Here is a 17,796-nt window from a genome sequence, read left to right as displayed (position 1 = left end):
GCCAAGATATTACTTGCCGCGCACCCGGCCTGGAAGCACCCCCTCGGTTCCGGCGATCAGGCGGATTTCTTCCGGGCGGGCGATCAGAAGGGCCTTGTCCCCGGTCAGCGCCTGCGGCGCACGGGCCTGCAGCCGCGCGCCTGCGGTTTCCACGACGATCGGGCCGGCGGGGCCGGGACGAACGGAAACCTCGATGATATTCGCCGCACCGACGAAATCCGCCACATAGGAGCTTTGCGGCGTGGCATAGATCTCCTTGGGCGTCCCGACCTGCTCAAGCCGGCCGTTGCGCATCACGCCGATACGGTCGGACATGGCCAGCGCCTCATCCTGGTCATGCGTGACGAAGACCGTGGTGATGCCCGCCTCGCGCTGCAGCTCGACAATGGTTTCCCGGATCTGCAGGCGAAGCTTGGCGTCCAGGTTGGACAGAGGCTCGTCCATCAGCAGCACGGCGGGCTGGATCACCAGGGCGCGCGCCAGGGCGACACGCTGCCGCTGCCCGCCGGAAAGCGCCGCCGGATGACGGTCGCCAAGATGGCCGAGCCCGACCCGCTCAAGCGCGCGCGCAACCTTCGGCCTGATCTCCGCAGCCGGCACCCGCCGGGCCCGCAGGCCATAGGCCACGTTTTCGGAAACGGTCTTGTCCGGAAACAGGGCATAATCCTGAAAGACCATGCCGATATTGCGCCGATGCGGGGGCAGACGGGTAACTTCGCTGTTTCCGAACGAGATGCGGCCATCCGACGCCTCGATGAAACCCGCGATCGTGCGCAACAGCGTGGTCTTGCCGCAACCGGATGGACCGAGCAGCGTGAAGAAGCTGCCCGGCTCGATCTGCAAAGAAAGCCCGTCGATGACCTTCAGGTCGCCGTATTTGACGCCGAGCCCTTCAATCCGAATTCCCATGCGATCTCCTCCCTCGAATGGTCATGCAGGAATGGCTCGGGCCAGCGCCGATTCGATCAGCGCCAGCGCCTCGTCATGCAGGGTCGGATCGCCCGTTGCGAGTATGCTGGACCCGCTGTCCAGGGTGATGGGCGCACCGGACCAGTCGGTCACCTTTCCGCCCGCCCCCTCGATGATGGGGGTGTAGGGCGCAAGGTCATGCATCTTGAACTGGGTATCCAGATGCACGTCCGTGCGCCCCGACGCCAGCAGGCCGAAGCTGAGACAGGCCGCCCCGTAGATGCGCCAGGCCGTCTTTTCGCGCAGGGCCTGCATGGCCGGCACCTCCGAGGGCGTGAAGAAATCCGGATTGCAGATCGACAGGATCGCCGCATCCAGGCTGGTGCAGTTTCGGGTCCGGCACGGTGATCCGTTGAGCAGCGTTTGCTCGCCCCTGCGCCCAACCCAGCGGTTCCCGCCGGACGGCTGGTCGATGATGCCGATAGCCGGCTCGCGATTGTGCATCAGCGCGATGAGCGTGCCATAGACGGGCACGCCGGCGATGAAAGGCGCGGTTCCATCGATGGGGTCCAGCACCCAGACGAACTCCCGGTCGGTATTCTCTGCGCCCTTTTCCTCACCCAGAACGCCATGATCGGGATAGGCGTCTTCGATCAGCTCTCTCAGCCGCAGCTCGATGGCGAGATCCATGTCGGTGACGAAAGACCTGTCGGGTTTCATCTCGATGGAACGCTCCATCTGCAGCGCCTCGGCCAGCATGCGCCGGCTTTCGTCGGCGAGCCGTTCGGCGAACCGGCCGAACTCGTCCAATTGTGCATGGATAACCGGCATTCTCATTCCCCCTGCTGATTTGAAGTGCGCGCTTGCCCTGCATGGCGAAGAAGATCGTCTCGCCGGAGGGCCGTTCGACATCGCCCATGCATCGCTTTCGAGACCGGCTTGTCGACTTCGTGTTGACTTTATCTTGTCGTCTTGAAGTCGGCAGCGTCAACAGTTTTATGTCGTCTCTATGAACTTTTTCTGACAGCACATTAAGCCGACCGGACCCAAGGATGAAAAAGCCCGGTGCATATGCACCGGGCCTGCAGAAGCTGCCTCAAGGTCTAGAAGGCTACTTCCCGACGAAGGAGAAGTTCTGCGAATAGTTTTCCTTCATGAACTCGATGAAGTTGTCGCGGAACTGCCGGGTATGGGCATGGGCCAGGGCGTCGGCGCGATCGACGTCGCGGGCACGGATCGCCTCCAGCATCTCGGCATGTTCGTCCGTCAGCAGATAGCTGTCGTTGCTGCGCTCAATATAGTCGAAATGCAGGTGCAGCATGCGACGGCCCTGGTTCAGCAGCCGCTCGTAGAAGGCCGCAAGATAGGGGTTCCGGCCGGCGCTGGCGATGGCCATGTGGAACTGCTTGTTCGCCTCGGACATCAGCAGGTGGTTGCCGTTCTTGACCGCCGCCTCGAACTCGGCCTGCCGCGCGGCAATGGCCTTCAGGTCGGCCTCGCTGCGCAATTCGGCGGCCAGGCGCGTGTTCATGCGCTGCGCCACGTCCAGCGCCTCGACATATTTCGGAAAGCTCAGCACGTCGATCGGCGCCACGATGGTCGAGCGGTTCGACAGTGTCACCACCAGGTCGTCGCCCGACAGGCGGATCAGCGCCTCGCGGATGGGTGAGCGGGACATGCCGAATCGCTCGGCCAGGGTGGTCTCGTCCAAGAGCGCCCCCGGCTCCAGGACCAGGGACAGGATTTCATCGTGCAGAGTCTGGTAGACAAAGCGCCAGCCCGTCCCCTTGGCGTGTCTGATCTCAGCTTCACCGGCCAAGCGCGTTCTCCCGCAAAGAATTTTCACATCCGAGAATAAACCGGCGCAGGACAGGAAGTCGACACAAAGTTTTTATTGACGTGCCGTCATTGTGTCGGCATGCTGTTTTCATGTCGGCATGTTGTTGACAAGTAGAATGCCGCAAAGACGACAGAATTAGCTATCCAACGATCAGGAGGAGACTGGACATGCTGATGAAGACAATCTCGAAACCGGCGACAATCCTGGCCCTGGCCGTCGCGCTCTCGGCGGGCGCTGCCTCTGCCCAGGAGGCTGGCGGCTATTGGCAGAAGGTTCAAAGCGCCGGCAAGCTGCGCTGCGGCGCCGCGGTCGCCCCGCCCTATGTGATGCGCGATCCGGCAACGGGCGAGTATTCGGGCTTCTACGCCGATCTTTGCCGCGAATTCGCCGCCGTGCTGGAGGTGCAGCCGGAATTCGTCGACACCACCTGGGACAATATCGTGGCCGGGCTTCAGGCCGGCAAGTGGGACATGTCGCTGGCGCTGAACCGCACGCCGGTGCGCGCCATGGCGGTGCAGTTCTCGATCCCGGCGATGGAATACCAGATCTCGCTGGTCTACAACAAGGACAACCCCAAGATCCCGGCGAACCCGGTTTCGGTCGCCGATGTCGACGTGGCCGGCGTCACCATGGCGGTCATGTCCGGGACCGCCCAGGACAAGGCGATCTCGGCGGCGGTCAAGAATGCGACGATCCTGCGCCTGCCCTCGGCCGACGAGACGCGCCTGGCCGTGCAGTCGCGCCGCGCCGACATCATCGTCGACGCCTCGGACACCAACCTGCTGTTCACGCAGGCGAACCCGGACTGGGCGGTCGCCCTGAACCCCGAACCGGCGCTGGCCAAGCAGGGCGTGTCCTTCGGCCTGCCGCTGAGCCTGCGCGCCTCGGACGTGGCCGTCGTGGACATCTTCCTTGAGGAAAAGGTCGCCACCGGCGCCGTCGACGCGCTGATCACCAAGGCGGCCGACGAGGTTCTGGCAGCATCCGGCAACTGAGGCCGACCACTCTGCAAGACATGCAAACACCGAACCGGCGCGGGAGGCGGCGGTTCGCGAAAGAGCCATATTCGGGAGAGAGGCTTATGGCGGATATGCGGGACGGGTCTGCGCTGGTCGAGATCCACGACCTTCACAAGAGCTATGGTCCGAACATCCAGGTTCTCAAGGGCCTCAACATCGAGATGATGCCGGGCGAGCGTGTCGTGGTCATCGGCCCCTCGGGCGGCGGCAAGTCGACGCTCTTGCGCGTGGTCATGGGGCTGGAACAGATCCAGGGCGGCTCGATCCGCTTCGGCGGCAAGCCCTATATCTCGACCAAGGGCGGCAAGACCGTCATCGACACCGAGGTGCGCAAGCAGATCGGCATGGTCTTCCAGCACTACACCCTGTTCCCGCATCTGAGCATCATGGAAAACCTGATCCTCGCCCCGCGCAAGGTGAACGGCGAAAGCCGCGCCTCGGCCCGCGAGCGCGGCCAGAAGATCCTGGAGCGTTTCGGCCTGGGCGCCAAGGCCGATGCCTATCCCAGCCAGCTGTCCGGCGGCCAGAAGCAGCGCGTCGCCATCGCCCGCGCGCTGATGCTGGACCCGCGGCTGATGCTGTTCGACGAGGTGACCTCGGCGCTCGACCCGGAACTGGTGGCGGAAGTCGAGGCGGTGATCCTGCAACTGGCCGAACAGGGCATGCCGATGATGATGGTGACCCATGACATGTGGTTTGCCCGCAACGTCGCCAGCCGGGTGATCTTCTGCGCCGGCGGCGTGGTGGTCGAGGACGGCCCGCCCGAGCAGGTGCTGGGCGATCCAAAGGAGGAACGCACCCGCGAATTCATCAACCGCGTCTTCCACATCAAGGCCTGAGGCGCGCCATGGATTACACACTCGACTTGGGAGCGGTCACCCGGAACATGGGCCCGCTCATGGACGGGCTTTGGGTGACGCTGCAACTGACGCTGGCCGCCAATGTCATCGGCGTCATCGCCGGCTTCGCGCTGGCGCTGCTGACCACCAGCAAGCTGGCCGTCTTGCGGCTGCCCTCGATGCTGTTCGTGGAGTTCTTCCGCTGTACCCCGGCCATCGTCCAGATCGTCTGGTTCTTCTATTGCGTGCCGATGATCTTCAACGTGTTCTGGGGCCCGGTCTTCATGGGCATCATCGCCCTGGGCCTGAACCTGACCGCCTTCAACGCCGAAGCCTATCGCGCCTCGATCCAGGCGGTGCCGCGCGAGCATCTGGATGCCGGCATCGCGCTTGGCCTGTCGCCGACACAGCGGATCCTGAACATCGTGCTGCCGCAGGCCCTGCGCAATTCGGTGCCGGTGCTCTTGACCAACGGCATCGGCATCTTCCAGCAAAGCGCGCTGGTCGCCATCGTCGGTGTCGCCGACCTGATGTATCAGGGCAAGACGCTGGCCACGGCCACCTATCGCCCGATCGAGACCTTCACGGTCGTCGCCCTGATCTATCTCGCCATCTCCTACCCGGTCGGCCAGTTCGTGAACTGGCTGGAGCGCCGGCAGAGCCATTCGTAAGGGGGACCGATCATGGGTATGACACTGGATTTCTCGATCCTGCTGCGCTTTACCGATGCGCTGGCGCTCGGGCTGTGGACCACGATCAAGCTGACCGTGCTGTGCATCGTCCTGGGCACCTCGCTGGGCTTCGTCATCGGCTTGCTGCGCAGCAGCGGCAATGCCTTCGTCCGAGGCCTGCTGGGCCTTTATGTCGAGCTGTTCCGGGGCACGCCGGTGCTGATCCAGCTGTTCTGGATCTTCTTCTGCCTGCCGCTGATCCTGGGGGTCGAGTTCTCGAACTTCGTCTCGGCCACCATCGCGCTGACGCTCTACATGGGCGCGATCACCTCCGAGACCTTCCGCGCCTCGCTGCGTTCGGTGGGCCGCGAGCAGATGGATGCCTGCGTGGCGCTTGGCCTGCCGCGTGCGGCGCAGATCGTGAACGTGATCCTGCCCCAGGCGGTGCTGCGGGCCGTGCCGACGCTCTTGTCCAACGCCGTCTCGCTGTTCAAGGAAAGCGCGCTGGTCTCGGCCGTGGGCATGGCCGACCTGATGTTCATCGGCCAGAACATCTCGAACAACACGGCCCGCCCGGTCGAGGTGCTGACCGTGGTTGCCGGCATCTACTTCGTCATCGCTTTCCCCCTGACGCGGGCCGTCACCGTCGTCGAGCAGAAGCTGCTTCGCAAATTCTCTGCATAATTATCTGAAACGAAAGGAAACACCATGAAACTGCAAGGTGTCATGCCCGCCCTTGTCACGCCCTTCGATGCCGCCGGCAAGATCGACTTCGCCGCGTTCGAGAAGCTGCTGACCAACCTGCGCGCAGCCGGCGTCTCGGGCTGGGTGCCCTGCGGCTCCTCGGGCGAATACAACTTCATGTCCGACGAGGAACGCGACAGCGTGCTGAAATTCGTCAAGGACTTCGCCAAGCCGGGCGAGATCCTGATCGCCGGCACCAACGCGCCCTCGACCGCCGGCGTCATCGCCAACACGCTGCGCGCCAAGGAAATGGGCTATGATGCCGTGCTGCTGGCGACGCCCTTCTACACCAAGCCGACGCAGGCCGAGCTGATCAAGCATTTCCAGACGGTGCTGGAAGCCACCGACATGCCCATCGTGCTTTACAGCTACCCGGACAAGGACGGGATCGAGCTGGGCTGGGAGGTGCTGGACGCCCTGGCCGACGATCCGCGCATCATCGGCATCAAGGAAAGCTCGGGCTCGCTGCAGCGCGCCATCGGCATCGCCACCCGCTACAAGGACCGCATCCAGCTGGTCTCGGGCTCAGACGACATCGCGCTGGACTTCATGTTCTGGGGTGCGGACGCCTGGATCTGCGGGCCGGCGAACTGCATGGCCAAGGCGGTCTGCGACCTGGACCGCACCTATCGCTCGGGCGACCTCGACAAGGCGCGCGCGCAGATGGCGACGCTTTATACCGCGATGAACATCCTGGAATCGGGCAAGTTCGTGCAGAAGCTGAAATACGGCTGCGAGATCCAGGGCATGCCGGTCGGCGAATGCCGTGCGCCCCTCGGGCCGCTGACGGATGAGGAAAAGGCCGATTTCCGCGCCGCCATGGAGCCGATCCTGAACTGGTAAGCCAACCCGGCCGGGCGGCGGACCCCGCCCGGCCCACGATCAACGGGAGGAGGACAAGCATGGCCACGGTCATCGTCGGCGCGGGCATCATCGGGACAAGCCTTGCCTATGAGCTGCAAAAGCGCGGCCGGCAGGTCATCCTGCTGGACAAGGGCGAGGTCGGGCGCGGCGCCTCCTATGGCAACATGGCCTCGATCGCGGTGACGGAATTCATGCCCGCCTCGCGCCCCTCGGTCTGGAAACAGATCCCCGGCTGGATGCTGGACCCCGAAGGCCCGGTGCGCGTCAGCCCCGCTTACATGCCGAAACTGATCCCCTGGTTCATGCGCTTCATCGCCGCCTCGCGCCCCTCGAAGCTGCGCCAGCTGGAGGCGCAGGGCGCGGCGCTGTGCGCGCGTGTCTACGACGACCTGCTGCCGCTGCTGCGCGAAACGGGCCTTGAGGGCGAGCTGACCGAGGAAGGCTGCCTGTCGCTTTACAGCGACGAGGCCGAGTTCCGCGCCGACCGCGAGCATATCGAGATCCTCGAACGCTTCGGCTTTCCGCACCGGCGGCTGACCGGCGCCGAGGCGCGCGAACTCGAGCCGGAACTGTCGGACGGCATCGGCATCGCCGTGCTGTTCCCGCAGAACCGCAGCCTGCGCGACCCCTATCGGCTGGTCGTCGCCCTTGCCGACCGCTTCGCCGCACTTGGCGGCCGCATCGAGCGGGGCGAGGTCGCCGGCTTCGACCGCAGCGACCGCATCACCGCCGTGCGGCTGACGGACGGCCGCACCATTCCTGCCGATGAGGTGGTGATCTGCGCCGGCGCCCATAGCGCGCGGCTCTCGAAACTGCTGGGCGAGCCGATGCCGCTGGAAACCGAGCGCGGCTATCACACCCAGATCATGGCGCCCGGCATCTCGATGCGGCATTCGATCATCTGGCCCGCCCGCGCCTTCATGGTCACGCCCACCGCGGGCGGCATCCGCGTCGGCGGCACGGTCGAGATGGCGGGGCTGGACGCGCCGCCCGACTATCGGCGCAGCAAGATCACCGTGAAGCGCGCGCGCGAGGCGCTGCCGAACCTGCGTTGCGAGGATTTCACCGAATGGATGGGCCACCGGCCGGCCTTCCCCGACACCGTGCCGGTCATGTCGGCCTCGGCCAGGGTGCCGGGCGTGTTCTACGCCACCGGCCACGGCCATCTGGGCGTGACCTATGCCGCGACCAATGCCAGGCTGATGGGCGACCTGATCACCGGGGCGCCCCCGCCCATCGACATGCGCCCCTATCGCATCGACCGTTTCTGAGAAAGGAGATCCCATGACCCAAAAGGTTTGTCTGATCACCGGCGGCGGCCGCGGCATGGGTGCCGCCGTCGCGCGCGAGATGCATGGACGCGGCTACCGCCTGGCGCTGATGTCGCCCTCGGAAAGCTGCGAGGCGCTGGCGGCGGAACTGGGCGGCGTGGCCCGGCGCGGGGTCGCGCAAAGCGCCGAGGACCTGGAGGGCATCGTCGATCTGGCGATGTCCAGCTATGGCCGCATCGACGCGGTGCTGAACCATACCGGCCATCCGCCGAAAGGCGATCTGCTTGAGATCACGGATGAAAACTGGGATCTGGCGAACGACATGATCGTGAAATCGGTCGTCCGCATGGCGCGGCTGGTGACGCCGATCATGCAGGCGCAGGGCGGCGGCTCGATCGTCAACATCACCACCTATGCGGCCTTCGAGCCCTCGCTGTGGTTCCCGGCCTCCTGCGTCTATCGCGCGGGGGTGTCGTCCTTCACCAAGCTTTACGCCGACCGCTACGGGCCGCAAAACATCCGCATGAACTGCCTGCTTCCCGGCTTCACCGACAGCCTGGACGTTGAGAAATTCGGCGACCTGACGGCGCTGAAACGCATCGGCAAGGTCGAGGAACAGGCCAAGGCCGCCGCTTTCCTGCTGACCGACGATTCAAGCTACATCACCGGCCAAAGCCTTCGGGTCGATGGCGGTCTGACCCGGCATATGTGAGGAACAAGATGCAGACCAAGCTCTATATCAATGGCGAATGGGTGGCCCCGGTCGAGGGCGGCACGCTGCCGGTGATCGACCCGGCGACCGAAGAGGTGTTCCACCACATCCCCGCCGCCACCGCCCCCGATGCCGAAATCGCCGTCGCCGCCGCCCGCGAGGCCTTCGACAACGGTCCCTGGCCGCGCCTGACCGGCGCCGAGCGCGCCAAATACCTGCGCGCCATCGCCCAGGGCATCCGCGACCGGCTGCCGGAACTGGCGCATATCGAGACCCGCGACAACGGCAAGCCGCTGCCCGAATCCGAATGGGATCTGAGCGACGCGGCCGGCTGCTTCGACTTCTACGCCGACCTGGCCGAAGAACTGGACGGCGAGGTCGAGGAGGTGAAGCTGGCCGATGACCGCTTCGCCTCGAAGGCAGTGCGCGAGCCGCTGGGCGTCGCGGTCGCCATCGTGCCCTGGAACTATCCGCTGCTGATGGCCTCGTGGAAGGTCGCCCCGGCGCTGGCGGCAGGCTGCACCATGATCCTGAAGCCGGCCGAGACCACCTCGCTGACCGCGCTGGAACTGGGCGCCATCGCCGAGGCGGCCGGCCTGCCCAAGGGCGTGCTGAACATCCTGTCGGGCAAGGGCTCGGTCGTGGGCCAGGCGCTGGTCGAGCATCCGCAGGTCGACAAGGTGGCCTTCACCGGCTCGGGTCCGGTCGGGTCGCGGATCATGGCCACGGGCGCCAAGGACGTGAAGCGCATCAGCCTGGAACTGGGCGGCAAGTCGCCCTTCGTGGTCTTCGCCGACAGCGATATCGAGAAGGCGGTCGAATGGATCATGTTCGGCATCTTCTGGAACCAGGGACAGGTCTGCTCGGCCACCTCGCGCGTGCTGGTCGAGGCGCCGCTTTACCCGCGCCTGCTGGAGCGGCTGGTCGAGGAAGCCGGAAAGATCCGCATCGGCAACGGGCTGGACGAGGGCACCCTGCTTGGCCCGCTGGTCAACAAAAGCCAGTATGAAGACGTGCTGCGCCATATCGACCGCGCCGTCGAACAGGGCGCGACCGTCGCCTGCGGCGGCCGACACAACGGCTTCGACAAGGGTTTCTGGGTGGCGCCGACCGTGCTGACCGACACGGCGCTGGACAGCGACGCCTGGGTCGAGGAGATCTTCGGCCCCGTGGTCTGCATCCGTCCCTTCGACACCGAGGACGAGGCGATCCGGCTGGCCAACGATTCGCGCTTCGGCCTGGCCGCAGCGGTGATGTCCGCCGACGAGGCGCGCTGCGAGCGGGTGGCCCGCGCCTTCCGCGCCGGCATCGTCTGGATCAACTGCAGCCAGCCCACCTTCACCGAGGCGCCTTGGGGCGGCTACAAGCAATCCGGCATCGGCCGCGAACTGGGCCGCTGGGGTCTGGATAACTACCTGGAAACCAAGCAGATCACCAGCTTCGTCAGCGAAGAGCCCTGGGGATGGTATCTGAAATGACCTTCGAGAAATTCCTCGACATCCTGCTGGTGCATTGCCAGGGCGAAAGCGGCAACGTGCTGGTCGGCGGGGCGCCCGAGATTCCGGGCGCCACCATCCTTGACAAGATGAACCACCTCAACGAGGTGGACCCCTCGCTGCGGCTGTTCCTGACGCGCGAGCCGCGGGCGCAAGTGGTCCATACCACCAACCTGCTGCTGGAACCGACCCGGCCCGATGCCGATGCCGCCTTCATCGTGCTGCAACCGGATCGCGCCCACCCCATGTCGGGTTCGAACTGCATCTGCGTGGTGACGGCGCTGCTGGAAACCGGCCGGGTCAAGATGGTCGAGCCGGAAACCGTGGTGCGGCTCGACACCGCCGCCGGGCTGATCGTGGCGCGCGCGCAATGCGAAAACGGCCGCTGCCTGTCGGTCAGCCTCGACAACGTGCCGGCCTTCGTCCAGCAGCTTGACGTTCCGGTCTCGACCCCGGAATGGGGCACGATCCAGGCCGACATCGCCTTTGGCGGCGTCTTCTACGCCCAGATCGACGTGGACCAGGTCGGCCTGCGCATCGTCCCCGAGGCGGCCCGCGCCCTGGCCGAGGCCGGGACCGAGATCAAGGCGCTCTTGGCCGAGCAGGTCGCGGTCCAGCACCCCGAGATCGCCAGCCTGAACGAGATCGCCTATGTGATGTTCCGCGACTACCAGCCGGACGGCTCGGTCGTGACCTGCACCACGCTGAAGCCGGGCCGGGTCGACCGCTCGCCCTGCGGCACCGGCTCGTCGGCCAACCTGGCGGTGCTGCATGCGCGCGGGCTGGCGAAGACCGGCGACAAGCGGCTGTCGCACAGCATCATCGGCGGCACCTTCACCGCCGAGATCCTGGGCGAGACCACCGTCGGCAACCGCCCCGCCATCCTGCCGCGCATCACCGGACAGGGCTATGTCTTCGGCCGCCAGCAGTTGCGGCTGGATCCGCAGGATCCCTTTGCGCAGGGCTTTGCCATGTCGGACACCTGGGGTCCGCAGGTGGGCGAGCTGTGACGCTGTCCGGGCAATCCATCCTCGTCACCGGCGCGACCGGCGCCATCGGCCGGGCGATCTGCCATGCGCTGGTCGCCGAGGGGGCGCGCGTCGTCATCCATTACGGCCGCAATCGCGACGCGGCCGAGGCGCTGCTGGCCGCGCTGGACGGTCGGGGCTGGTGCCTTTCGGCCGACCTGTCCGACCCCGCGGCCCCGCAGGCGCTGTGGGATCGGGCCGTGGCAGCGGCCGGCCGGCTGACCGGGCTGGTCAACAATGCCGGCATCCGTTCCGAGGTCGCGGTGGATGCGCCGATGGGCGAATGGCAGCGGGTCTGGGCGCAGGAGATGCGGGTGAATTTCCTGTCGGCCGTGGACCTGTCGAAGCTGGCGATCCTGCATTTCCGGCAAAATGGCGGCGGGCGCATCGTCAACATGGCCAGCCGCGCCGGACAGCGCGGCTATGCCTCGAATGCCATGGCCTATGGCGCCTCCAAGGCCGCGCTGATCAACCTGACCAAATCCATCGCGCAAAGCCACGGCCACGAAGGCGTGACCGCGGTCGCTCTGGCGCCCGGCTGGGTGCGCACCGAGATGGCCGAGGCCTATATCGCCCAGCATGGCGAGGCGGCGGCGCTGGCCGGCATCCCCATCGCCCGCATGGCCGCGCCCGAGGAAATCGGCGAAATCACCGCCTTTGCCTTCCGTCCCTCGCAAGCCTCGCTGAATGGCGCGGTGCTGGATGTGAACGGCGGCAGCTACCTGAGGTAACGCCATGCGTTTCAATGATAAAACCGTCATCGTCACCGGCGCCGCGGGCGGCATCGGCGCGGCGATCAGCGCCCGCTTCGCCGCCGAGGGCGCGCAGGTCGTCGTCACCGACGTGAACGCCGAAGGCGCCGAGGCGACCGTGGCCGCAATCCTGGCGCAAGGCGGCAAGGCCCGCGCGCTGGCCAGCGACATCGCGCAGCCCGAAGGCTGTCGGGCGATCGTCGAAAACGTCATCGCCACCGAGGGCGCCATCGACGTGCTGTGCAACAATGCCGGCATCAACCGGCGCGGCAACTTGCTGGCGCTGACGCCCGAGGACTGGCGGCTGTCCTTTGCCATCAATGTCGATGCGATGTTCCACCTGTGCCAGGCCGCATTGCCGCACATGATCGCGGCGGGCGGCGGCGCCATCGTCAACACCGCCTCGCAATGGGGGCTTTACCCGGCACCGAACCATATCGCCTACAACGTGACCAAGGCGGCGGTGGCGAGCTTTACCCAGAACCTGGCCCGCGACTATGCGCCCCAGAAGATCCGCGTGAACGCCGTCTGTCCGGGCGAGATCCACACGCCGATGCTGGAGGCGGGGGTCAAGCGCGCGGGCCGCACCATCGCCGACCTGGACAGGCTGGTGCCCTTCGGCCGCATCGGCAAGCCCGAGGAAGTGGCGGCGCTGGTTGCCTTCCTGGCCTCGGACGAGGCCGCCTTCATGTGCGGATCGCTGGTCGAGATCACCGGCGCGCAGGCCGTCGCCTGAAGGCAGGCCGGCCGCAGAGGTACCGGCCAAGGCAAGGGCCGAACGCGCCCGGACCGCCCGGATACGGGGCCGGCGGCCTTCGCGCCGAACCCGCAGCGGTGACGGAAGCCCGAGGAGGATTTCGGGATTTCCGCCCCGGCGGCGGAAACCCGAATGCACCCGCGGGGCCTGACGCGGACCGGCCTCGATGCACCCGCGATGCACCCGCAGCGGCCCTCGCGGCAAAGGCAACGCCATGCCGAGGCCTGTCCCGCCGGCGATCATCGCCCTTGCCGCCTGTCTTGCCATGCCCGCCCTGCCGGACCCATGCCGACCCACGCCGGGGCTTGACAGAATCGGGCCTTGAGCTATCGTAATCGTGATAATGGGCGGTGAATGACACCCTCCGCCATTCTGGGGCCTCACCCCGAAAACGACAGGATATGAAGTGCTTCGGCCGCTCCGGTTATCGGAGGCCCGGGCCGATCACGCTTCCGGCAAGCGCCGGCCGGAAGAACCGCTTTTCAGGCGCCCGGCTCCTGGGTCGGAAAGCAAGGCCGGACAATCGAATGTCTCTGGGTCGGGAACGGCGCGGACAGGCGGAGAGGCAGTCTCCGCTTCTGAATATTCTGTCCCCGGACCGCTGCCGACAAGCAGCGAGGATCATGCATCATGACTACGCCTCTCACGCCGGGGGTCTATGTTCGCGAGGCGCCCGGCGGCGCGCGCGCGATCGAGGCCGCGCCGACCGCCGTCACCATCCTTGTCGGCGAAACCGAGCGCGGCCCGACCGGCCCGACGCCGGTTTCGTCGGAAATCCAGTTCCAGCGCATCTTCGGCGGCTATTTCCGCAACGAAGGCGACAGCGGGACGGCGCGGCTGTTGCTGCCCTATGCGATCAAGGGATTTTTCGAGAATGGCGGCCCGCGCGCCTATGTCCTGCGCCTTGCCGCCGGCGTCGGCAACACGCCCGCCACCGTGGCCAGCCTGCCCGTCGATGCCGAACGCGCGATCACCGTCAGCGACGCGGGCGGGGCGGCGGCGCGGATCATCCAGGCCCGCGCCCCCGCTGCCAACGAGCAGATCCAGGTCGTCATCGCCAATGCGACCGACGGGGATGCGGCACATTTCAACCTGACGGTCCGCGTCTCGACCAACAATGGCACGAGCTTCGCCAACCGCGCCACCAATCCGACGCTGACCAACCTCACGATCGTCGACGGCGATCCCGACAATGTCATCACGCGGCTGGCGGCGGATCCCGACATCCGCTGGTCGGGCCCGGCGATCCGGCCCGTCAACATGCCCGCCGGCCCCGCGGGCATCCTGCTGGGCGCGGGCGGCACGACCGCCGGCTCGACCCTGCGGGCGCGGGGCGCCGGGGCCTGGGGCAACGCGCTGCGCGTGGCCATCGCCGACAGCACCGATGCCGACACCGCCCGCTTCAACCTCGTCGTCTTCTACCGCCCCGTCGGAGAGGCGAACTTTGCCGAGGTCGAGCGGTTCGAGGGCCTGTCCCCCGACCCGGTGGACGAGAAATACATGCTGGACCAGCTTGCCCGCTCGGCCTACCTGGCCTGGGCCGATGTCGAGCCGCCCGTCGCCTTCCGCCCGCGCAACCAGGGGGCGCTGACCGGCACCACGCCGGGCACGGCGCTGGCCGGGGGCACCGGCGGCAATGCCACCTTCCCCGCGGCCGGTTACGGCGCGGCGCTGAGCGCGCTGGACGGGATCGACGATGCGGCGCTGATCGTCTGCGCCTCGGACGGGCTGCTGAGCGCAACGACCAACGCGCAGCATGCCGGCTTTGTCAATGCCGTGCTGGCCTATGTCGAGGCGCGCCCGCAGCGCGACCTGTTCCTGGTCGCGGATGCGCCGCGCTCGACCGCGGCCGAGGATCCCGTCGGCAATGCGGTGGACCAGGCGCGCAACGGTATCACCGGCTCGGATTTCCGGGCGCTCTACTGGCCGCGCATCGTGGTGCCCGATCCCGCGGGGCTTGGCCGCGATCCGGTCCGCGCGATCCCCGCGGCGGGCCATATCGCGGGGCTCTACGGGCGCACCGACGGCCGGCGCGGCGTCTGGAAGGTGGCGGCGGGGCTGGAGGCGGCGCTGGCGGGCACGGTGGGCCTGGATTTCCAGGTGCTGGACCGCGACCAGGACCGCATGAACCCGCACGGGCTCAATGCACTGCGCACGGTGCCGGGCGCGGGCCGCGTGGTCTGGGGCGCGCGCACCGGGCGACCGACGACGGAATGGCGCTATATCAACGTCCGGCGCACCGCGATGTTCCTGCGCAAGTCGATCTTCAACGGCATCCAATGGGCCGTGTTCGAGGGCAATGACGAACGCCTCTGGGCTGCGCTGCGCGCCAGCATCGGCGCCTTCATGGAAGCGCAGTTCCGCAACGGCGCCTTTGCCGGGGCGACGAGCCGCGAGGCCTATTTCGTCAAATGCGACAGCGATACCACCACGCCGGACGACCAGGCGGCGGGGATCGTCAATGTCCAGGTCGGCTTCGCGCCGCTGCGTCCGGCCGAATTCGTCATCGTAACACTCAGCCAGATGACCCGCCGCTAGGCGCGGGCTGATCGGAAAGGAGGCAGCCCATGCCGATGTTCAACGTGAACGCCCATCGCATCGACCCCTACAAGAACTTCCGCTTCCGGGTGACATGGGACGGGCGGGTCGTCGCCGCGCTGTCCAAGATGTCGGCGGTCAAGAAGACGACCGAGGCGATCGAATGGCGCGTGGCCGCCGATGCCGGGATCGTGCGCAAGATGCCCGGACGCACCAAGTTCGAGCCGGTGACCTTCGAATCCGGCCTGACCCATGACCGGCAGTTCCTGGAATGGGCCAACCAGGTCAACAACCCCCAGGGCGAAGCGGCCAACAGCCTGGTGAACTATCGCAAATCCGTCCGGGTCGAGGTGCTGAACATGCAGGGCGTCCCGGTCATGGCCTTCAACCTGATGCGGGCCTGGGCCAGCGAATTCCAGGCCTTGCCGGAAATGGACGCCAATGCCAACGCGGTCGCGATCCAGACGCTGAAGGTCGAATACGAGAATTTCGTCCTCGACGAGGCCGTGACCGAGCCCGCCGAAACCTGACCGCCCTCGGGCAGCCGGGCCACCCGAACCGACCGCCGGGAAAGGAGCAAGCCGTGCGCGCTTTGACGGGACAGGATGAGATCGCCTTCCACGCCCCCACGGGCGGGCCCCACGGGCGGCTGGCCGCGCTGGCCGCCGCGGTCGAGGGCCGCGGGATCGAGGCGCTGTCGGCCCTGACCCTGCCCGAATGGGAAAAGGCGCTGCTGGCCCTGCGCCGCGCCCTGATCGGGCCGCGCATCGAATCCGAAACCGATTGCACCGGCTGCGGCGCCGGCAACGCGCTGGCCTTTTCTACCGACGACCTGCCGCGCGAGCCCGCGGCACCCCTGCCGCTGGACGGCGTGCCGCTGCGGCCCCTGCGGCTTGGCAACCTCATCTCACTGGAAAGGCGGGGGCTTCACGGAGAGGCGGCGCTGGTCGCGCTGCTTTCCGCGGCGGCGGGTTTGGAGCCCGCCCAGGCCGAGGCGCGCCTGGCCGATCCCGACCGCGAAACCGTCGTTGCCGCGCTGGAAAGCGCGGTGGCCGGGCTGGGGCTGGAGATCGGCACCGCCTGCACGGATTGCGGCGCGGCGCTGGTCCTGCCGCTGGATGTCGCCGAATTCCTCGACTCCGAGTTACGCAGCCGCGCGGCAACGCTGCTGGACGAGATCCACCTGATCGCGATGAGCTATCACTGGTCCGAGGCCGAGATCCTCGCCCTGCCAGTCTCGCGCCGGCAGGACTATCTGCGCCGCATCCTTGCCGCGCGGGCGCTGACGGAGGAACCGTGATGCGTGCGCCCAGGCTGACATCGCTGGTCGGTCCCGTCGCCGGAACAAGCGATCCCCAGCCCCGGCTGCGCCCCGCCACCGGGCCGCAACTGGCACCCGAGCCCGCGGCGATCCCCGCAGTCGAACAGGCCGCGCCCCTGCCCCCGGTGCCGGCCCCCTTGGCGACGCGCGCGCCCGCGCCACCGCCACCCGCGCCCCGGCCGACACCGCAACCCAAGCCTGCCGCAGCGCGACCCAGGGCGGCAAAGGGAAACACGGCATCGCCGCCCGGCCGCAAGCCGGAACCGAAAGGGGGCGCGGCATCGGCAAGGCCGCCCCTGGCCACCGCCCGGGCCGAGCCGGCGCCGCAACCGCGTCCGCACCGACCCGCAGCCAGGTCCGAGGCCGTGCTGCCCAAGGCCCGGCCACCCGAGCCGGCGCCGCCCGCGCCCCGGCTCCGCCGCGGCAACCCACCGACCGCCCTCACCTCGCGGGTGGCGCTGAAGGGCTTTCGCCACTCTGCCCCGCCAAGCCCGCAGCCGCCGCGACACCCCGCCTCGGCCCCCGCCTCCATCCCGGCCCCCGCCCCGGCGAAAGCGCCGAGCCTGCCCGCCGACCCCGAGCGCCTTGCCGCGACGGCCGAACGGCTGCGGTTGCGCGCGCCTGGTGCGCCCGAACCGGCACGGCCCTCGCCCCTGCCCCTGGCGCGGAAACCCGCCCCGAAGCCTGCCGCGCCGCAGCCCGTATCCGGCACCGCGCCGCGCGCCGCCAGGGCCGCCGCCGCCAAGCCCGCGGAACCCCCCGCACAGCCGCGGCCGAAACCCGCGGCGCCGGCAGCCGAAAAACCGCGCGCGATGCCTGCCGGCCCCGCGCTGCGTCCCGCCCGCCAGCCCGAAACGCCGCTTCCCGCCGCGCCGCCCAAGGCGGGGCCGCAGGTCCGCATCCGCATCGGCGCGCTGACCATCGTCACGCGCAACCCCGGCGAACGGCCTGCGGCGGCGCGCAAGACGCTGCTTGCCAAGCCGGCCCGGCGCGCGCCGCGCGGCCATTCCATCCCTCGCCCGGGCGGAGGCTGAG

Annotated in this window: 18 protein-coding genes; 15 read left to right on the top strand and 3 right to left on the bottom strand. The window is 67.7% G+C overall.

Going from position 1 to position 17,796, the window contains the following annotated elements:
- Positions 1–9 precede the first annotated feature (9 nt).
- The 3 genes from ACNKFW_RS21890 to ACNKFW_RS21880 all read right to left on the bottom strand — a co-directional run bounded on the left by ACNKFW_RS21890 (position 10) and on the right by ACNKFW_RS21880 (position 2,728).
- On the bottom strand, positions 10–909 hold the full coding sequence (locus ACNKFW_RS21890) for an ABC transporter ATP-binding protein (RefSeq protein WP_333484305.1): 900 nt from the start codon (positions 907–909) through the stop codon (positions 10–12).
- 21 nt (positions 910–930) lie between these two features.
- Positions 931–1,746, bottom strand: a complete 816-nt coding sequence (locus tag ACNKFW_RS21885; RefSeq protein WP_418025640.1) for an inositol monophosphatase family protein — start codon at positions 1,744–1,746, stop codon at positions 931–933.
- Between the two features lie 274 nt (positions 1,747–2,020).
- A complete protein-coding gene (locus ACNKFW_RS21880) occupies positions 2,021–2,728 on the bottom strand; it encodes a GntR family transcriptional regulator (protein ID WP_333484301.1) in 708 nt (235 codons plus the stop codon).
- Positions 2,729–2,922: 194 nt separating this feature from the next.
- Here ACNKFW_RS21880 and ACNKFW_RS21875 point away from each other — a divergent pair, with 194 nt between their 5' ends.
- The 15 genes from ACNKFW_RS21875 (at position 2,923) to ACNKFW_RS21805 (ending at position 17,795) form a co-directional block, all read left to right on the top strand.
- A complete protein-coding gene (locus ACNKFW_RS21875) occupies positions 2,923–3,744 on the top strand; it encodes a substrate-binding periplasmic protein (RefSeq protein ID WP_418025871.1) in 822 nt (273 codons plus the stop codon).
- A gap of 95 nt (positions 3,745–3,839) precedes the next feature.
- On the top strand, positions 3,840–4,607 hold the full coding sequence (locus ACNKFW_RS21870) for an amino acid ABC transporter ATP-binding protein (protein ID WP_418025869.1): 768 nt from the start codon (positions 3,840–3,842) through the stop codon (positions 4,605–4,607).
- An 8-nt stretch (positions 4,608–4,615) separates the two neighbouring features.
- Positions 4,616–5,278 carry an amino acid ABC transporter permease gene (locus ACNKFW_RS21865; RefSeq protein WP_074990454.1) on the top strand — a complete coding sequence of 221 codons (663 nt, stop codon included), beginning with the start codon at positions 4,616–4,618 and terminating at the stop codon, positions 5,276–5,278.
- An 18-nt stretch (positions 5,279–5,296) separates the two neighbouring features.
- A complete protein-coding gene (locus ACNKFW_RS21860) occupies positions 5,297–5,962 on the top strand; it encodes an amino acid ABC transporter permease (RefSeq protein WP_418025867.1) in 666 nt (221 codons plus the stop codon).
- Positions 5,963–5,986: 24 nt separating this feature from the next.
- Positions 5,987–6,865, top strand: a complete 879-nt coding sequence (gene dapA / locus ACNKFW_RS21855) for a 4-hydroxy-tetrahydrodipicolinate synthase (RefSeq protein WP_333484298.1) — start codon at positions 5,987–5,989, stop codon at positions 6,863–6,865.
- Positions 6,866–6,924: 59 nt separating this feature from the next.
- Positions 6,925–8,157, top strand: coding sequence for an FAD-binding oxidoreductase (locus tag ACNKFW_RS21850; RefSeq protein ID WP_333484297.1), 1,233 nt, complete (start codon positions 6,925–6,927; stop codon positions 8,155–8,157).
- A gap of 13 nt (positions 8,158–8,170) precedes the next feature.
- On the top strand, positions 8,171–8,869 hold the full coding sequence (locus ACNKFW_RS21845; RefSeq protein WP_147429326.1) for an SDR family oxidoreductase: 699 nt from the start codon (positions 8,171–8,173) through the stop codon (positions 8,867–8,869).
- An 8-nt stretch (positions 8,870–8,877) separates the two neighbouring features.
- A complete protein-coding gene (locus tag ACNKFW_RS21840; RefSeq protein ID WP_147429327.1) occupies positions 8,878–10,347 on the top strand; it encodes an aldehyde dehydrogenase family protein in 1,470 nt (489 codons plus the stop codon).
- The gene (locus tag ACNKFW_RS21835) at positions 10,344–11,375 is read left to right on the top strand and encodes a proline racemase family protein (RefSeq protein WP_333484296.1); all 1,032 of its coding nucleotides are present in this window, start codon (positions 10,344–10,346) and stop codon (positions 11,373–11,375) included. Before ACNKFW_RS21840 ends, ACNKFW_RS21835 begins: the two co-directional genes overlap by 4 nt.
- Complete coding sequence (locus tag ACNKFW_RS21830; protein ID WP_147429329.1) at positions 11,372–12,124, top strand: SDR family NAD(P)-dependent oxidoreductase; 753 nt, start codon at positions 11,372–11,374, stop codon at positions 12,122–12,124. The genes ACNKFW_RS21835 and ACNKFW_RS21830 overlap by 4 nt, the downstream gene beginning before the upstream one ends.
- 4 nt (positions 12,125–12,128) lie before the next feature.
- Positions 12,129–12,881 carry an SDR family NAD(P)-dependent oxidoreductase gene (locus ACNKFW_RS21825; RefSeq protein WP_333484295.1) on the top strand — a complete coding sequence of 251 codons (753 nt, stop codon included), beginning with the start codon at positions 12,129–12,131 and terminating at the stop codon, positions 12,879–12,881.
- A 651-nt stretch (positions 12,882–13,532) separates the two neighbouring features.
- The gene (locus ACNKFW_RS21820; RefSeq protein ID WP_333484294.1) at positions 13,533–15,440 is read left to right on the top strand and encodes a phage tail sheath C-terminal domain-containing protein; all 1,908 of its coding nucleotides are present in this window, start codon (positions 13,533–13,535) and stop codon (positions 15,438–15,440) included.
- A gap of 29 nt (positions 15,441–15,469) precedes the next feature.
- On the top strand, positions 15,470–15,970 hold the full coding sequence (locus tag ACNKFW_RS21815; protein WP_074990468.1) for a phage tail protein: 501 nt from the start codon (positions 15,470–15,472) through the stop codon (positions 15,968–15,970).
- A 53-nt stretch (positions 15,971–16,023) separates the two neighbouring features.
- Positions 16,024–16,740, top strand: coding sequence for a hypothetical protein (locus ACNKFW_RS21810; protein WP_143091241.1), 717 nt, complete (start codon positions 16,024–16,026; stop codon positions 16,738–16,740).
- An 833-nt stretch (positions 16,741–17,573) separates the two neighbouring features.
- Positions 17,574–17,795: a hypothetical protein gene (locus ACNKFW_RS21805; protein ID WP_333484293.1), complete on the top strand. Its 222-nt coding sequence runs from the start codon at positions 17,574–17,576 to the stop codon at positions 17,793–17,795.
- The last annotated feature ends 1 nt before the right edge of the window (position 17,796 follow it).

The sequence above is a fragment of the Paracoccus sp. TD-10 genome (genome assembly GCF_048270675.1).
Taxonomy (GTDB): domain Bacteria; phylum Pseudomonadota; class Alphaproteobacteria; order Rhodobacterales; family Rhodobacteraceae; genus Paracoccus; species Paracoccus pantotrophus.
This window is presented reverse-complemented; position numbering and strand designations above follow the sequence as displayed.

What these genes read in the sequence shown, in the direction of transcription:
- ACNKFW_RS21890 (WP_333484305.1), bottom strand. Translation starts at nt 909, where the DNA reads ATGGGAATTCGGATTGAAGGGCTCGGCGTCAAATACGGCGACCTGAAG.
- ACNKFW_RS21885 (WP_418025640.1), bottom strand. Translation starts at nt 1,746, where the DNA reads ATGAGAATGCCGGTTATCCATGCACAATTGGACGAGTTCGGCCGGTTC.
- ACNKFW_RS21875 (WP_418025871.1), top strand. Translation starts at nt 2,923, where the DNA reads ATGAAGACAATCTCGAAACCGGCGACAATCCTGGCCCTGGCCGTCGCG.
- ACNKFW_RS21870 (WP_418025869.1), top strand. Translation starts at nt 3,840, where the DNA reads ATGCGGGACGGGTCTGCGCTGGTCGAGATCCACGACCTTCACAAGAGC.
- ACNKFW_RS21865 (WP_074990454.1), top strand. Translation starts at nt 4,616, where the DNA reads ATGGATTACACACTCGACTTGGGAGCGGTCACCCGGAACATGGGCCCG.
- ACNKFW_RS21860 (WP_418025867.1), top strand. Translation starts at nt 5,297, where the DNA reads ATGACACTGGATTTCTCGATCCTGCTGCGCTTTACCGATGCGCTGGCG.
- dapA (WP_333484298.1), top strand. Translation starts at nt 5,987, where the DNA reads ATGAAACTGCAAGGTGTCATGCCCGCCCTTGTCACGCCCTTCGATGCC.
- ACNKFW_RS21850 (WP_333484297.1), top strand. Translation starts at nt 6,925, where the DNA reads ATGGCCACGGTCATCGTCGGCGCGGGCATCATCGGGACAAGCCTTGCC.
- ACNKFW_RS21845 (WP_147429326.1), top strand. Translation starts at nt 8,171, where the DNA reads ATGACCCAAAAGGTTTGTCTGATCACCGGCGGCGGCCGCGGCATGGGT.
- ACNKFW_RS21840 (WP_147429327.1), top strand. Translation starts at nt 8,878, where the DNA reads ATGCAGACCAAGCTCTATATCAATGGCGAATGGGTGGCCCCGGTCGAG.
- ACNKFW_RS21835 (WP_333484296.1), top strand. Translation starts at nt 10,344, where the DNA reads ATGACCTTCGAGAAATTCCTCGACATCCTGCTGGTGCATTGCCAGGGC.
- ACNKFW_RS21825 (WP_333484295.1), top strand. Translation starts at nt 12,129, where the DNA reads ATGCGTTTCAATGATAAAACCGTCATCGTCACCGGCGCCGCGGGCGGC.
- ACNKFW_RS21820 (WP_333484294.1), top strand. Translation starts at nt 13,533, where the DNA reads ATGACTACGCCTCTCACGCCGGGGGTCTATGTTCGCGAGGCGCCCGGC.
- ACNKFW_RS21815 (WP_074990468.1), top strand. Translation starts at nt 15,470, where the DNA reads ATGCCGATGTTCAACGTGAACGCCCATCGCATCGACCCCTACAAGAAC.
- ACNKFW_RS21805 (WP_333484293.1), top strand. Translation starts at nt 17,574, where the DNA reads ATGCCTGCCGGCCCCGCGCTGCGTCCCGCCCGCCAGCCCGAAACGCCG.